Annotated in this window: 10 protein-coding genes; 5 read left to right on the forward strand and 5 right to left on the reverse strand. The window is 72.4% G+C overall.

The genetic code is table 11. The features are described 5' to 3' along the window. Nucleotide 1 precedes the first annotated feature (1 nt). The 5 genes from ACIRF8_RS33720 (at nucleotide 2) to ACIRF8_RS33740 (ending at nucleotide 9,796) form a co-directional block, all read left to right on the forward strand. Entirely contained in the window at nucleotides 2-3,130 is a 3,129-nt protein-coding gene (locus ACIRF8_RS33720) for a type I polyketide synthase (RefSeq protein ID WP_404221280.1), read from the forward strand. A gap of 175 nt (nucleotides 3,131-3,305) precedes the next feature. Continuing rightward, nucleotides 3,306-6,518 (forward strand): AMP-binding protein, encoded by a 3,213-nt coding sequence (locus ACIRF8_RS33725; RefSeq protein WP_404221282.1) that lies wholly within the window; start codon nucleotides 3,306-3,308, stop codon nucleotides 6,516-6,518. Nucleotides 6,519-6,558: 40 nt separating this feature from the next. Next, a complete protein-coding gene (gene ccrA / locus ACIRF8_RS33730) occupies nucleotides 6,559-7,926 on the forward strand; it encodes a crotonyl-CoA carboxylase/reductase (RefSeq protein WP_404221284.1) in 1,368 nt (455 codons plus the stop codon). After that, nucleotides 7,923-8,918 (forward strand): 3-oxoacyl-ACP synthase III family protein, encoded by a 996-nt coding sequence (locus ACIRF8_RS33735; protein ID WP_404221286.1) that lies wholly within the window; start codon nucleotides 7,923-7,925, stop codon nucleotides 8,916-8,918. Before ccrA ends, ACIRF8_RS33735 begins: the two co-directional genes overlap by 4 nt. Continuing rightward, a complete protein-coding gene (locus tag ACIRF8_RS33740) occupies nucleotides 8,915-9,796 on the forward strand; it encodes a 3-hydroxybutyryl-CoA dehydrogenase (protein WP_404221288.1) in 882 nt (293 codons plus the stop codon). Before ACIRF8_RS33735 ends, ACIRF8_RS33740 begins: the two co-directional genes overlap by 4 nt. A gap of 55 nt (nucleotides 9,797-9,851) precedes the next feature. Here ACIRF8_RS33740 and ACIRF8_RS33745 read toward each other — a convergent pair whose 3' ends face one another. From ACIRF8_RS33745 to ACIRF8_RS33765, 5 genes are all read right to left on the reverse strand, one after another. Further along, complete coding sequence (locus ACIRF8_RS33745; RefSeq protein WP_404221290.1) at nucleotides 9,852-10,610, reverse strand: thioesterase II family protein; 759 nt, start codon at nucleotides 10,608-10,610, stop codon at nucleotides 9,852-9,854. A 185-nt stretch (nucleotides 10,611-10,795) separates the two neighbouring features. Beyond that, nucleotides 10,796-11,977 carry a PLP-dependent aminotransferase family protein gene (locus ACIRF8_RS33750; RefSeq protein WP_404221302.1) on the reverse strand — a complete coding sequence of 394 codons (1,182 nt, stop codon included), beginning with the start codon at nucleotides 11,975-11,977 and terminating at the stop codon, nucleotides 10,796-10,798. A gap of 61 nt (nucleotides 11,978-12,038) precedes the next feature. Further along, nucleotides 12,039-13,436 carry an adenosylhomocysteinase gene (ahcY, locus tag ACIRF8_RS33755; RefSeq protein ID WP_404221292.1) on the reverse strand — a complete coding sequence of 466 codons (1,398 nt, stop codon included), beginning with the start codon at nucleotides 13,434-13,436 and terminating at the stop codon, nucleotides 12,039-12,041. Then, nucleotides 13,426-14,289, reverse strand: a complete 864-nt coding sequence (metF, locus tag ACIRF8_RS33760; RefSeq protein ID WP_404221294.1) for a methylenetetrahydrofolate reductase [NAD(P)H] — start codon at nucleotides 14,287-14,289, stop codon at nucleotides 13,426-13,428. Before metF ends, ahcY begins: the two co-directional genes overlap by 11 nt. Beyond that, nucleotides 14,286-15,328: vitamin B12 dependent-methionine synthase activation domain-containing protein (locus ACIRF8_RS33765; RefSeq protein WP_404221296.1), on the reverse strand; the 1,043-nt coding region annotated here is incomplete at its 5' end. The genes metF and ACIRF8_RS33765, both read right to left, overlap by 4 nt.

The raw sequence follows: 15,328 nt of genomic DNA on the forward strand, positions 1-15,328 counted from the left end.
CATGACCGACTCGACCGATCGCACGGCGGACGGCGCGGACCGGGTCCAGCGGGCCTTGCGCACGCTCCTTGAGGAGCGCGACCGGCTCCGCCGGGAGAACGACGCGCTGAAGGCGGGCCGCGGCGAGCCGATCGCGGTGGTGTCCATGGCCTGCCGCTACCCGGGAGGCGTGGCCTCGCCGGAGGAGCTGTGGGAGGTGGTCCGCGAGGGCCGCGACCTCGTGGGCGACTTCCCCGACGACCGCGGCTGGCGCGACGTGTACGACGCCGACCCCGACGCCACCGGCAAGGCGTACACCCGCCAGGGCGGGTTCCTGACGGACGTGGCCGGGTTCGACGCCGGGTTCTTCAACATCAGCCCGCGCGAGGCGCTGGCCGTCGACCCGCACCACCGGCTGCTCCTGGAGACGTCGTGGGAGGCGTTCGAGCGGGCGGGCATCGTCCCCGCCGACGTACGGGGAAGCGACGTCGGCGTCTTCACGGGCGTCAGCTCCTCCGAGTACGGGTGGCGCTTCCTGGAGGGCGGCCAGAAGGACCTGGAGGGCTACCTGCTGTACGGCAGCGCCCTCAGTGTGGCCTCGGGCCGTGTGGCGTACGAACTGGGCCTCACCGGGCCCGCGATCTCCCTGGACACGGCGTGCTCGTCGTCGCTGGTGTCGCTGCACATGGCGATGCAGTCGCTGCGCTCGGGCGAGTGCTCGCTCGCGCTGGCGGGCGGCGCGCTGGTCATGGCGACGCCCGCGATGTTCGTCGAGTTCTCCCGGCAGCGCGCCCTGTCCGCCGACGGCCGCTGCAAGGCGTTCGCCGACGGCGCCGACGGCACCGGCTGGGCGGAGGGCGCGGGCGTCCTCCTCCTCGAACGGCTCTCCGACGCCCGCCGCAACGGCCACCCCGTCCTCGCCGTCGTACGAGGCAGCGCGGTCAACCAGGACGGCGCCAGCAACGGCCTGACCGCCCCCAACGGCCGCGCCCAGGAGAAGGTCATCCGCGCGGCCCTGGCCAACGCGGGCGTGGACCCCGCCGACGTGGACCTGGTCGAGGCGCACGGCACCGGCACCAAGCTGGGCGACCCGATCGAGGCGGGCGCCCTGCTCGCCACCTACGGGCAGGGCCGCCCCGAGGGCAGGCCGCTGTGGCTCGGCTCCCTGAAGTCGAACATGGGGCACGCCCAGGCGGCGGCCGGGGTCGGCGGCGTCATCAAGGCCGTGATGGCGCTGCGCAACGGCTACCTGCCCAAGACCCTGCACGTGAAGGCGCCGACGTCGCACGTCGACTGGGAGTCCGGCGCCGTCGAGGTCCTCGCCGAGGGCCGGGAGTGGGATCGCGCCGGCGGCCCGCGCCGGGCGGGCGTCTCCTCGTTCGGCGTCAGCGGCACCAACGCGCACGTCGTCCTGGAGGAGGCGGAGCCCGAGGAGGTGCCCGCCGAGGTCACCGCCGCCGTACCCGGTGGTCTTCTGCCCTGGGCGCTGTCCGCCAAGAGCGAGCAGGCCCTGCGGCAACAGGCCGCGAAACTGCGCGAGTTCGTCGCCGCCGATCCGTCCCTGGACCTCGCCGACGCGGGCTGGTCGCTGGTGTCGAACCGCTCCCGGTTCACCCACCGGGCCGTGGTCCTCGGCCGCGACCGCGACGAACTCCTCGCCGTCCTCGGCGCGTTGAGCGAGGGCACCGAGTCCCCCGCGGTCGTCCGCGGCAGCGCGGGCAAGCTCGGCGGCGTCGCCTTCGTCTTCCCCGGCCAGGGCTCCCAGTGGGCCGGGATGGGACGCGAGCTGTACGAGGCGTTCCCGGTCTTCGCGCGAAGCGTCGACGCCTGCGCCGAGGCGCTGTCCGAGTGGGTCGACTGGTCGCTGCTCGACGTCATCCGCGGCGCGGACGACGCCCCGGGCCTCGACCGGGTCGACGTGGTGCAGCCGGCGCTGTTCGCGGTGATGGTGTCCACGGCGGCCCTGTGGCGGTCCTGGGGCATCGAGCCGTCCGCGGTGATCGGCCACAGCCAGGGCGAGATCGCGGCGGCGTACGTGAGCGGCGCGCTGTCCCTGCGCGACGCCACCAGGGTCGTGGCGCTGCGCAGCAAGGCCCTGGTGGACCTGATCGGACACGGCGGGATGGCGTCGGTGGGCGCCTCCGCGGACGAGGTGGAGCGGCACCTGGCGCCCTGGGGCGACCAGGTGAGCGTCGCCGTCGTCAACGGCCCGTCCTCGGTCGTGGTCTCCGGTGAACCGGAGGCGCTCGACGAGTTCGTGGAGAAGATGAACGCCGAGGGCGTCCAGGCCCGCCGGATCAAGGTCGACTACGCCTCGCACTCCCACCATGTGGCGCGGGTCAGGGACCGCGTGGTCGACGCCCTGTCCGAGGTGCGTCCCGCGACGTCGACGGTGCCGTTCTACTCGACCCTGTACGGCGAGGTCATCGACACCGCGCGCCTCGACGCCGGTTACTGGTACGAGAACCTGCGCGAGAAGGTCCTCTTCGAGCCCTCCGCCCGGCAGTTGGCCGAGGCCGGGTTCCGGGTCTTCGTCGAGGTGAGCCCGCACCCCGTGCTGACGGTGCCGGTGCAGGAGATCCTCGAGGACGCCGCCGAGGCCGTCGACGCGGGCGGCGCCGACGACGCGCTGGTCCTGTCGTCGTCGAGGCGCGGCAGAGGCGAGGTGGAGTCCGTGCTGACGTCGCTGGCCACGCTGCACACGCGCGGCGGCGCCGTGGACTGGGCCGCCCTGTTCGGCCCGCGCCGCCGCGTGGACCTGCCGACGTACGCGTTCCAGCGGCAGCGCTACTGGCTCAGCTCCGCGCACACCGTGGCCACCGCTCAGGTGGCGGTCGCCGAGCCGCCCGCGCCCGACGACGCCGAACTCCCCTTGGCCGAACGGGTCGCCGCGCTCGGCGGCGACGAGGCGAAGGAACTCGTGCTCGACCACGTCCTCCAGAAGGTCGCCGTGGTGCTCGGGCACGCCTCCGGCGGCTCGGTCGACGCCGACCGCGAGTTCAAGGAGCTCGGCTTCGACTCGCTGCTCTCGGTGGAGCTCAGCAAGCGCCTGTCCACCTCGACCGGGCAGAAGCTGCGGCCGAACCTGGTGCTGCGCCACCCGTCGCCGCGCCGCATCGCCGGATACCTCACGACCCTGCTGTCCGCGTAGGCCGCGCACGGCACGCCCGGGCACCTGTCCCGCCGGCGGGACACCGCAAGCCGTCACGGCCCGGTGTCCCGCCGGGTTCCGAACTGTCTTGTACGCCCGGCCCGCTCTCCCGACCATGGGGGTGATCTGCGAATTCCTCCGGTTTCCGGGCCTTTTTGTCTAGGGGTTGATCTGTGTGCGTTCATTCGGTGCGTCCTCTGCGCACAAGGGCATGTGGCGGGCGCAGGAAATGGCTCCTGACACTCCGAACCACGCCCTGACCATGTGGGACGTGGACGGTGACCTGGACCAGGAAGCCATCGAGTCCGCGTTCCTGCACGTCATGGGCGAGGCGGAGGTGCTGCGCGTCACCTTCCGCGACGAGGGGGAGGGGCTGCGCCTGGTCCCCAGGGAACTGGGCGACTGGCGCCCCTTCACCCTGGACCTCAGCGCCGAGGCCGATCCCGAGCAGGCCGCCCGCGACGCCCTCGCGGAGCTGGTGCGCCGGCCCTTCGACCTCGGCCAGGACCTGCTGTTCCGCCTCGGCGTGGTCACGCTGTCGGCCACCCGCCACCTGCTGGTGATCGCCTACCACCACCTGATATCCGACGGGTTCGGGGCGGGCGGCCTGCTCTCCCGCCGCCTCGCCGACGTGTACACGGCCCTGGTGCGCGGCGAGCCGGTGCCCGAGCTCGAACACCCCTGGGACACCGCGTCGTTCGCCGCCGAGGCCACCGACTACCTCGGCTCCGAGAAGTTCACCGAGGACTCCGCCTTCTGGCGCGACTACCTCAAGGACGCGCCCGCGCCCGCACAGATCCCGCGCGTGGTCCTCTCCGACGAGCGGCGCGCCGCCCTGTCCGAGCCGCTCAGCAGCGCCGACCGGTGGTCCGAGGTGGCCGGGACCATCGGCATGGTCTCCCGCACGCTGACCGTGCCCCGCGCCGAGGCCGACACCTGGACACAGACCGCGCAGGACCTGGGCCTGTGGATGTCGCAACTGGTCACCGCCGCCACGGCCGTGTACCTGAGGCACCGCTGCGAGCGCCCCGAGTTCCTGCTCTCGCTGGCGGTGGGCAACCGGATCGGCGTGGCCAGCCGCACCCCGGGCCTCGCCGTCAACGTGGTCCCGGTGCACGCCAAGGTCGGCCTGAACACCTCCTTCGCGGACATCGCCGACGCGCTCGTCGACGACACGTACGAGATCTTCGACCACACCTCCTGCCACTACTCCGACATCCAGCGCGCCGCCGGAACGCCCCTGAGCGACCGGGGCAGTTACGGCGCCGTCGTCAACGTCGTCGAGTTCGTCGAGCGGCTGTCCTTCGGCGACAGCCCCGCCCGCTACTGCGGCGCGACCACGGGGACCTTCGAGGAACTGTCCATCGGCGTCTACACCGACGGCGGCCCCGACAGCGACCTGTTCGTCCGGCTCGACGCCCCGGCCCGCCTCTACGACCGCGCCGAACTCCGTTTCATCGGCGAGGAGTTGATCGCCCACATCCGGGCCGTCCTCGCCGCGGGCGACAAGCCGGTCGGCTCCCTGGACGTGCTCGGCGGCGAGCACCGCGACCGGGTGCTCGCGGCGGCGCACGGCACGCGGGAGCCGCTGCCCGGCCTGACGCTCCCCGAACTGTTCACCCGCCGGGCCGAGCGCACCCCCGACGCCGTCGCCCTGGTCGACGCGGAGGGCGAGGTGTCCTACGGCGACCTGGCCGCACGCTCCGACCGGCTGGCCCGGGCGCTGCGCGGACAGGGCGTGGCGCCCGAGACGGTCGTCGCCGTGGCGCTGCCGCGCTCGGCGGAACTCGCCGCGGCCCTCCTCGGTGTGGTGAAGGCGGGCGGCGCCTACCTGCCCGTCGACCCGGCGGCCCCGGCCGACCAGGTCACCGCGCGGATCACCGGCGCCGCCGCGCGCCTGCTGCTCACCGACGCGGCGACGGCCGAACGCCTCGGCGCGGGTGCGGGCGCCCCCATGACCACCGTCGACGCACTCCTGTCCGAGGTCCCCGCTGACGCCCCGGCCACCCCGGCCGTCCTCCACCCGGACAACCTGCTGGCCGTCCTCCCCGACTCCGCGACCTCCGGCACCGACGGGGCCGTGGCCCTCACCCACCGGAACCTGGAGCGCTTCACCCAGGACCGGCGGTGGCGCGGCGCCGAGGACAGCACGGTGCTGTGGCACACCCCGCACACCTCCGACGCGCTCGCCCTCGAACTGTGGGCGCCCCTGCTCGCCGGTGGCCGCGTGGTCGTCGCCGCAGGCGACCACCTCGACGCCGACGCCCTGACCGCCGCCCGCGCCGCCCACGGCATCACCACGCTGTGGCTGCCCGCGGGCGCGTTCTCGGCGCTCGCCGCCGAACGCCCCGAGGCACTGGCCGGGCTGCGGGAGGTCGTCACCGGCGGCGACCGGGTGCCCGCCGCCGCGCTGCGCCGGGTCCGCGAGGCATGCCCCGGCCTGACCGTCGTCCACGGCCACGGCCCGACCGAGTCGACCGTGTTCGCCGCGTCCCACCGCCTGGCCGCCGGGGAACCGGCGGGCCCCGCGGGCACGGTCGGCCGCCCCCTGGACCACACCTCCCTCCACGTCCTCGGCCCCGGCCTCGCCCCGGTGCCCGCCGGCGTGACCGGCGAGCTGTACGTGGCCGGGCCCGGCCTGGCGCGCGGCTACACCGGACGGGCCGCGGCGACCGCCGAGCACTTCGTGGCCTGCCCGTTCGGACCGGCCGGGACGGTCATGTACCGGACCGGGGACCGCGCGCGCTGGGGCAGCGACGACCGCCTCGAGTACGTGGGCCGGGCCGCCGCCCAGGCCGACGTGCGCGGCGTACGCGTCGAACCGGCCGAGGTCGAGGAGGTGCTGGCCGACCACGACCACGTCGCCGGATCCGTCGTCCTCGCCGCGGCCGACGGCTCGGGCCAGCAGCGCCTGGTCGCCTACGTCGCGTTGGCCGCGGGCCGGACCGTCACGGCCGACGAGCTGCGCCCGTTCGTCGCGGGCCGGCTGCCCGAGTCGATGGTGCCGTCGGTGTTCACCGTCCTCGACGGGCTGCCGGTGACGCCGGGCGGCCGGGTGGACCTCGCGGCGCTGCCCGAGCCCGCCTCCGGCGAGGACACCTACCGGGCCCCGCGCAACGACACCGAACGCATCCTGGCCAAGGCCTTCGCCGAGGTCCTCGAACTCGACCGGGTCGGCATCGACGACGACTTCTTCGACCTGGGCGGCAACTCGCTGCGGGCGATCCGTCTCGTCGGCCTGATCCGCTCCGAACTCAAGCAGGAAGTCTCCATCCGCCGCCTGTTCGCGGCCCGTACCGTCACCGGCCTCTCGGACATGTGGAAGGACCTCGGGCAGGCCCGCAGGCCCAGTCTGCGCAGGCGGACCAGGGACGGCGCAGTCCTGTGACCACCGAGTGCCCCGATCAGCGGGGGAGGAGAAGGGAATCATGGATTCTTTGACAGAAGCCCTGCTGTCCGGGGCCGCCCCGGACGACATCGGGCGATACGCGCTTCCCACGCAGTACCGGGCCGCGCATCTGCTGGCCGCCGACATCGGCATGTTCGACGGGGTGAGCGATCCCGACGTGCGCAAGTCGCTGCACGTCGGATCCGTCCCGATGCCGGAGCTCGCCCCGGACGAGGTGGTCGTCGCCGTCATGGCGAGCTCCATCAACTACAACACCGTCTGGTCGGCGACGTTCGAACCGGTGCCCACCTTCGGCTTCCTCAAGCGCCATGCGCGGCAGGGCGGTTGGGCCGCCCGGCACGACCTGCCGTACCAGATCGTCGGATCGGACGCCTCCGGCGTCGTCGTGCGCGCCGGGTCCGGCGTACGCCACTGGAAGCCCGGCGACCACGTGGTGGCCAGTTGCGTCCAGGTCGACGACCAGGAACCGGCCACCCACGCCGACGCCATGCTCGGCACAGGACAGCGCATCTGGGGCTACGAGACCAACTTCGGCGGGCTCGCCCACTACGCGGTGGTCCGCGCCAGCCAGCTCCTGCCCAAACCGCCCCACCTGACCTGGGAGGAGTCCGCGAGCGTCCTGCTCACCGCGGCCACCTCCTACCGGATGCTCGTCAGCGACAACGGCGCCCGCATCAAACAGGGCGACATCGTGCTCGTCTGGGGCGCCACCGGCGGACTCGGCGCCTACGCGGTGCAGATGGTGAAGAACGCGGGCGGCATCCCCGTCGGCGTCGTCGGCTCCGAGCACAAGGCCGCGGCGCTGCGCCGGCTCGGCTGCGACGTCGTCATCGACCGCAGCGAGATCGGCCTCGGCGACGACAGCGCGCCCGGCCCGGAACGCACCATCGAGCTGGGCAAGCGCCTCGGCCGGGAGATCCGCCGCCAGGTCGGCGAGGACCCGCACGTCGTCTTCGACTACGTCGGCCGCGCCACGTTCGGGATCTCCGTGTTCGTCGTCCGCAAGGGCGGCACGGTCGTCACCTGCGGATCGAGCACCGGCTACGACCACCACTTCGACAACCGCTACCTGTGGATGAACCTCAAGAAGGTCATCGGCAGCCACGCCGCGAACCTCCAGGAACAGGCCGAGTGCAACCGCCTGTTCCGCCTCGGCCACCTGGCCCCCGTGCTCTCCGACGTCTTCCCGCTCGACGAGGTGGGCGAGGCGGCGCGCCTCGTCCAGCTCAACCGGCACATCGGCAAGGTGGGCGTGCTGTGCCTCGCCCCCGAGGAAGGACTCGGCGTCACCGACCCCGCCCTGCGGGAGAGGATCGGGGCCGCCCGGCTCAACCCGCTGCGCGGCCTGGGCGCGACGCCCCGCCCCGCGCAAGGCGCCCTGTCATGACCGCCACCGGCATAGGCATCCTGTCCACCGGCTCCTACGTGCCCAAGCACGAGGTGAGCAACGAGGAGGTCGCCGCACGCGTCGGCGTCACCGCGGACTGGATCGAACGCAAGACGCAGATACGGTCGCGGCGCTACGCCGCCGACCACGAGGCGACGTCGGACCTGGCGATCCGGGCGGCCGAGAGAGCCCTCGCCCAGGCCCGCCTGAGCCCGCAGCAGATCGACTACATCATCCTCTCCACCTCCACCGGCGACTTCCCGCAACCGCCGACCTCGTACCTCGTCCAGCACGGCCTGGGCGCCTACGGTGCCGCCTGCCTCGACATCAACGTCGTGTGCAGCGGCTTCGTCTACGCCCTCTCCGTGGCCCACGCCCTGGTGAGCGCGCGCCCCGGCACCCGCGCGCTGGTGATCGGCGCGGACACGTACTCGCGCATCCTCGACTTCACCGACCGCAGGACGGCCGTCCTGTTCGCCGACGGAGCCGGGGCCGCGATCGTCGGAGCGGTCCCCGAGCCGTACGGGATCATCGCCACCGACCTAGCCAGCCGGGGCGACGCCCACCACCTGATCCGCGTCGAGGCGGGCGGCAGCCGCACCCCGGCGTCCGCGGAGACCGTCGCCGGGGGAGGCCACTACTTCAAGATGGACGGCCGCGGCGTACGGGACTTCGTGGCCGAGCACGTGCCGCCCGCGCTGCGCGCCCTGGCCGCGCGGGCCGGTGTCGACATCGGCGCCGTCGACCACTTCGTACCGCACCAGGCCAACGGCGTGATGCTGACGGACGTCGTCGACCGCGCGGGCCTCACCGCCGCGCGCACCCATCGCACCCTGGTCCGGTACGGGAACGTCGGCAGCGCCTCGGTACCCCTCGCGCTCGACGAGGCGAACCGCACCGGCGCCCTGGCACCGGGCGACCTCGTGCTGCTCGCCGGCTTCGGCGGCGGCATGTCGATCGGAGCATCACTACTGACCTGGGGGACCCCATGACCACGACGACGACCGGCAGCGACACCATCGAGAGGGTGGGTGTCGCGGGCAGCGGCATCATGGGCACCGGCATCGCCGAACTGTGCGCGAAGTCCGGCCTCGACGTGATCGTCGCGGTCTTCTCCGACGCCTCCCTCGACGCGGGCCCGCGGCGCCTGGCCGCCTCCCTCGACCGGGGCGTCGCCAAGGGCAAGCTGACCGCCGACGAGCGCGACGCGGCCCTCGCCCGGGTCTCCTACACCCGCGATCTCGCCGACCTCGCCGACCGCCGGCTCGTGATCGAGGCGATCACGGAGGACGAGCCGCTCAAGCTCGACCTCTTCGCCACCCTCGACAAGATCGTGGAGGACCCGCACGCCATCCTCGCGACCAACACCTCCTCGATCCCCGTCGCCCGCCTCTCCGCCGCGACCCGCCGCCCGGAGCACGTGCTCGGGCTGCACTTCTTCAACCCGGTGCCGGCGTTGCCGCTCGTCGAGGTGGTCCCCTCGGTGCTGACGGACGAGGCGGTGAGCGAGCGGGCCCTGACCTTCGTCCGCGACGTCCTCGGCAAGCAGCCGATCACCTCACCGGACCGCGCCGGCTTCCTCGTCAACGCGCTCCTCTTCCCCTACCTCCTGTCCGCCGTCCGCATGGTCGAGTCCGGCCTGGCCACGGCGGACGTCATCGACCAGGGCATGACCCAGGGCTGCTCGCACCCGATGGGACCGCTGCGCCTGGCCGACCTGATCGGCCTGGACACGACCGTGTCCATCGCGCGGGCCATGTACGAGGAGTTCAAGGAGCCGCTCTACGCGCCGCCGCCGCTCCTGCTGCGCATGGTGGAGAGCGGTCTTCTGGGCAAGAAGTCCGGCCGGGGCTTCTACGCGTACCCCTGACAGGTGTGCGAAAGAGCCCGGGCGACCGATGTCGCCCGGGCCCTTCGCCGTTCTTTCAGGCGGCGGCGGTGTACGCCGCCAGCCCCTCGGTGACGGCACCGGCGACCGGACCGAGCTGGTCGAAGAGGTAGAAGTGGCCGCCGGGGAAGACCTTCAGGCCGAAGTCGCGGCTGGTGTGCGCCCGCCAGGTCCACATGTCGTCGACCGTCGTCATCGGGTCGCTGTCGCCGGTCAGGGCGGTCACCGGCACATCGAGCGGTTCGCCGCCGCGCCAGGTGAACGTGCCGAGGATGCGGTAGTCGGCCCGCAGCGCCGGCAGGACGACCTCCAGGACCTCCGGATCGTCGAGCATCGCCTGCTCGGTGCCGCCGAGGCGGCGCACATCGGCGAGCACGGCGGCGTCGTCGAACCGTCCGAAGGCGCTGTCCCGGCCGTCCGGCGCGCCCCGGCCCGACAGGAACAGCCGCTGGGGCCGGGGGAGTTCGTCGCGGGCGGCCAGCAGCCTGGCCGTCTCGAAGGCGACGAGCGCGCCCATGCTGTGCCCGAACAGGGCATAGGGCCGCCCGGGGTCGGCGGCCACTTCGCGGGCCACCTTGTCGGCGACGGTCTCGACAAGGGTGTTCAGGTCGGTGAACGGCTCCTCGCGGTAGCGGTCCTGGCGCCCCGGGTACTGGAGGGCCACCACGTCGAAGGCGGTCGGCAGGGTGCGCGCGAGCTGCATGTACGCGGTCGCGGAGCCTCCCGCGTGAGGGAAGCAGAAGAGCCGGGGCCCGCTGCCGGCAGGGGTGAAGCGTCGGAACCACGTGCTGTTCACGGTCGGAAGTCCCTTCGTGGGCGAAAGGCCGCCGACCCCGGCGGAGCACTCTCCGGCGGGGTCGGGGCGTCGGGCTCCGTGCGGGCTCAGGGCCGCGGGGGAGCGGGGAGCGGGGCGCGGAGCCTGCTGGACACCGGGAGGTGCCCCCCGGCCCCCGATGCTCCCGGCCCGCGCTCGGCCGCCGCTCAAGAGCCGGTGGAGAAGCCGGGCTCCAGCTCGGCCTCCAGAACACCGGCCAGCCGCCGCACCCCCTCATGGATCCGCTCCGGCGTCGGGTAGCAGTAGGAGAGCCGCATCTGCCGGCCCCCCGACTTGTCGGCGTAGAAACCGCTGCCCGAGGCGTACGCCACCCGCGCCGCGACCGCGCGCGGCAGCATCGCGCGGGTGTCCACGCCCTCGGGCACGGTCACCCATACGTAGAACCCGCCGTCCGGCACGGTCCAGGTGCAGCCCGGCGGCAGGAAACGCTCCAGCGCGTCCAGCATCACATCGCGCCGCTCACGGTAGAGGTCCCGGAACACCGCGATCTGCCCCTGCCAGTCGTGCCCGGCCAGGTACCGCTCCACGATCATCTGGTTCAGCGTGGGCGGGCACAGGGTCGCCGACTCCATCGCCAGCACGAGTCTGTCCCGCACCTCGTCCGGCGCGAGCACCCAGCCGACCCGCAGACCGGAGGCGAACGTCTTCGAGAACGAGCCCAGGTACACCACGTTGTCCGGGTCCGTCGACCGCAGCGCCGCGGGGGCGGCGCCGTCGAAGCCGAGCAGCCCGTACGGGTTGTCCTCCACCACCAGCACGTCGTGGGCGCGGCAGATCTCCAGGATCTCGGCCCGCCGCCCCGCCGCGAGCGTCACGCCCGCCGGGTTGTGGAAGTTCGGGATCGTGTACAGCAGCTTCACCCGCTGCCCGGCTGTCCTGGCCCGCACCAGCGCCACCCGCAGCTCGTCCGGCACCAGACCGTGCGCGTCCATCGGCACGTGCACGACCTGCGCCTGGTACGCCGCGAACGAGCCCAACGCCCCCACGTACGAGGGGCCTTCGGCCAGCACCACATCACCCGGGTCGCACAGCAGCCGGGTCAGCAGATCGATCCCCATCTGCGACCCGACCGTCACCACGACGTCCTCCGGCCGCGCGGCGATGCCCTCCAGCGCCATGACGTCACAGATCCGCTCGCGCAGCGGCGGCAGTCCGTGCGCCGACGCGTATTGCAGTGCCGTCAGACCGTCCTGTGCGACGAGCCGCGCCACCTGCTCGGAGAGCGCGCCCAGCGGCAGGGCGGCCAGATTCGGCATGCCGCCCGCGAGCGAGACGACCTCGGGCCTGCTGGCGACCGCGAACAGCGCCCGGATCTCCGAGGCTTCCATGCCTGCCGTGCGCACGGCGAACCGGTTCGCTGTGATGTCATGCACCTGGTCCCCCCGCCGATCAGTAGCGGTAGTGGTCGGGCTTGTACGGGCCGTCGACCTCGACGCCGATGTAGGCGGCCTGCTCGGGGCGGAGCGTGGTCAGCTTCACGCCCAGCGCGTCCAGGTGCAGCCGCGCGACCTTCTCGTCCAGGTGCTTGGGCAGCACATACACATCGGTCGGGTACTCGGACTGCTTGGTGAACAGCTCGATCTGGGCCAGCGTCTGGTCCGCGAACGAGTTGGACATCACGAACGACGGGTGACCGGTCGCGTTGCCCAGGTTCAGCAGACGCCCCTCCGACAGCACGATGATGACCTTGCCGTCGGGGAACGTCCACGTGTGGACCTGCGGCTTCACCTCGTCCTTGACGATGCCAGGAATCTTCGCCAGACCCGCCATGTCGATCTCGTTGTCGAAGTGACCGATGTTCCCCACGATCGCCTGGTGCTTCATCCGGGCCATGTCGGACGCCATGATGATGTCCTTGTTGCCGGTCGTCGTGACGAAGATGTCGACCTGCTCGACGACCTCGTCCAGCGTCGTGACCTGGAAGCCGTCCATCGCCGCCTGGAGCGCGCAGATCGGGTCGACCTCGGTCACGATCACCCGGGCGCCCTGGCCGCGCAGCGACTCCGCGCAGCCCTTGCCCACGTCGCCGTAGCCGCAGACCAGAGCGGTCTTGCCACCGATCAGGACGTCGGTGGCCCGGTTGATGCCGTCGATCAGGGAGTGCCGGCAGCCGTACTTGTTGTCGAACTTCGACTTCGTCACCGCGTCGTTCACATTGATCGCGGGGAACAGGAGGGAGCCCTCACGCTGCATCTCGTACAGACGGTGCACACCCGTCGTGGTCTCCTCCGTCACGCCGCGAATCTCCGAGGCGATGGCGGTCCAGTCGAGCGTGCTGCGCTCCAGCAGGGCGCGTACGGCCGTCATCTCCTCGCCGGACGCCTCCGGCAGCGCGCCGGTCTTCTGGCGTTCGACGCCGAGGTGGACGAGGAGGGTGGCGTCACCGCCGTCGTCCAGGATCATGTTCGGGCCGGTGTGCCCGGGCCAGGTCAGCGCCTGCTCGGTGCACCACCAGTACTCCTCCAGCGTCTCGCCCTTCCAGGCGAAGACCGGGATTCCGGCGGCGGCGACGGCGGCGGCCGCGTGGTCCTGCGTCGAGTAGATGTTGCAGGAGACCCAGCGGACCTCGGCGCCGAGCGCGACGAGGGTCTCGATGAGGACGGCCGTCTGGACCGTCATGTGCAGGGAACCGGTGACGCGGGCGCCGGCCAGCGGCTGCGCCTCGGCGTACTCCCTGCGAATCGCCATCAGACCGGGCATCTCGTGCTCGGCGAGGGTGATCTCCTTGCGCCCGAACTCGGCGAGGGAGAGGTCGGCGACCTTGAAGTCGGTGAACTCAGCGGACATGGAGGCTCCTTGAGCTGTTCAGTACGGCACGGTGGATGTCCAGGGTCGCCGTGGACTTGTTGAGCGTGATGTAGTGCAGGCCGGGGGCTCCCTCGGCGAGCAGGCGTTCGGCCATCGCCGTGGCGTGGGCGACGCCGATCTCGTACGCGTCCTGGGGGCGGTCCCTGGCCGTCTCCAGGCGGTGCGCGAGGTCCTCGGGGAACGCGGCGCCGGACAGCTCGGCGAACCGGCTGATCTGGCGGGCGTCCGTGGCCGGCATGATCTCCGGGATGATCGGCGTGGCGCAGCCGGCGGCCGCCACCCGGTCCCGCAGCCGCAGATAGTCCTCCACGTGGAAGAACATCTGGGTGACCGCGTAGTCCGCTCCGGCGCGGCACTTGGCCACGAAGTGGCGGATGTCGGTGTCCCAGTCCGGCGAGCGCGGGTGCATCTCGGGGAAGGCCGCCACGCCGATCCTGAACTCGCCGAGCGAGCGCACGAGTTCGACGAGCTGGTAGGCGTGACGGAAACCGTCCGGGTGCGGCACCCAGGGGCCCCTGGGGTCGCCGGGCGGGTCGCCGCGCAGGACGAGGACGTCCCGTACGCCGACGTCCGCGTACTGGCCGATGATGTGGCGCAGTTCGGCCACGGAGTGGTCGACGGCCGTCAGGTGTGCCACCGGCCGCAGGGTCGTCTCGGTGACGATGCGCTGGGTGACCTGGACCGTGCGCTCGCGCGAGGAGCCGCCCGCGCCGTAGGTGACGGAGACGAAGTCGGGGGCGAGCGGTTCGATCCGGCGCAGGGCCCGCCACAGGGTCTGCTCGCCCTTGGCGGTCTTCGGCGGGAAGAACTCGAAGGAGAAGGTAGGTCTCACCGTCCGCCTCCCGCCCGGCCCGCGTTGAAGTAGCTCGCCTCGGGGTGGTGGACGACGATGGCGTCGGTGGACTGCTCGGGGTGGAGCTGGAACTCCTCGGAGAGGTGGACGCCGATCCGTTCGGGCCGCAACAGGTCGGCGATCTTGGCGCGGTCCTCCAGGTCCGGGCAGGCCGGATAGCCGAGGGAGTAGCGGCAGCCCTGGTACTCGGTGCGGAACATGCCCTCCATCGCGGCCGGGTCGCTGTCCGCGACGGAGAGTTCGGCGCGCACGCGGGCGTGCCAGTACTCGGCAAGGGCCTCGGCCAACTGGCAGGACAGGCCGTGGAGTTCGAGGTAGTCGCGGTAGGAGTCGGCGGCGAAGAGTTCGGCGGTGGCCTCGCCGACCTTCGAGCCGACGGTGACGACCTGGAGGCCGACGACGTCCGTCTCGCCCGACTCCTCGGGGCGGAAGAAGTCGGCCAGGCACAGCCGCCGGCCGCGGTGCTGGCGCGGGAAGGTGAACCGGGTCCGCTCGTGACCGGTGTCGTCGAGGATGATCAGGTCGTCGCCCTTGGACACGCACGGGAAGTAGCCGTGGACGACGGCGGCCTCCAGCAGGTTCTCGGTGCGCAGCCGGTCCAGCCACATCCGCAGCCGGGACCGGCCCTCGCTCTCGATGGTGTCGCCCTTGAGACCCCACTGCCCCTTGAAGAGGGCGTTCTCGTCGAGCCAGGAGGCGTACTCCTTGAGCGGGATGCCCTTGACGACGCGGCTGCCCCAGAAGGGCGGGGTGGGGACCGGGTTGTCGGTGACGACGTCCGAGCGGCCGAGGTCCCGCGGTTCCTCCAGGACGAGGTCCCGCTTCGGTACGCGGCGCTGTTTGAGTTCGGGCAGGGTGGCGCCGGGGACACCGCGTTTGACCGCGATGAGGGCGTCCATCAGGCGCAGTCCCTCGAACGCGTTACGGGCGTAGCGGACCTCGCCCTCGTAGATCTCGTGGAGGTCTTGTTCGACGTAGGCGCGGGTGAGGGCGGCGCCGCCGAGGATGACGGGGTAGT

It is taken from the genome of Streptomyces sp. NPDC102406, assembly GCF_044765725.1.
Classification (GTDB): domain Bacteria; phylum Actinomycetota; class Actinomycetes; order Streptomycetales; family Streptomycetaceae; genus Streptomyces.